This is a genomic window from Kiloniella litopenaei, from assembly GCF_000982415.1.
GTDB lineage: Bacteria > Pseudomonadota > Alphaproteobacteria > Kiloniellales > Kiloniellaceae > Kiloniella > Kiloniella litopenaei.
On the sequence record NZ_LANI01000068.1, the window covers coordinates 1 to 698 of the forward strand.

1 protein-coding gene is annotated in these 698 nt (G+C 48.0%); it reads right to left on the minus strand.

The genetic code is table 11. The features are described from left to right. Positions 1-2 precede the first annotated feature (2 nt). Positions 3-698: EF-Tu C-terminal domain-related protein (locus WH95_RS20140; RefSeq protein ID WP_046510246.1), on the minus strand; the 696-nt coding region annotated here is incomplete at its 5' end.

Genomic DNA, 698 nt, shown 5'->3' on the forward strand with positions numbered 1-698 from the left:
TTTTATTTTGAGATGCTTGAAACGACACCAGCACCAACGGTACGGCCGCCTTCACGGATCGCAAAACGCAGACCATCGCTCATCGCGATAGGTGCAATAAGTTCAACATCCATAGCAATGTTATCACCAGGCATTACCATCTCTGTACCTTCTGGCAGAGAAACAACACCCGTAACATCAGTCGTACGGAAGTAGAACTGTGGACGATAGTTAGAGAAGAATGGTGTGTGACGACCACCCTCTTCTTTCGTCAGAATGTAAGCTTCGGCTTTGAAGTTTGTGTGCGGTGTAATGGAACCTGGCTTCGCAAGAACCTGACCACGCTCAACATCTTCACGGCCAACACCACGTAGAAGCGCACCAACGTTATCACCTGCTTCACCCTGATCGAGAAGCTTGCGGAACATTTCAACACCAGTACATGTTGTTTTCTGAGTATCGCGGATACCAACGATCTCGATCTCTTCACCAACTTTAAGAACACCTGTCTCAATACGGCCGGTTACAACTGTACCACGACCAGAGATAGAGAACACGTCTTCGATAGGCATCAGGAAGTTCTGATCAACAGGACGATCTGGCTGTGGGATGTAATCATCAACAGCTGCCATCAGCTCAAGAATCTTCTCTTTACCGATGTTGTCGTCACGACCTTCAAGTGCTGCAAGAGCAGAACCGGATACGATCGGAATATCGTC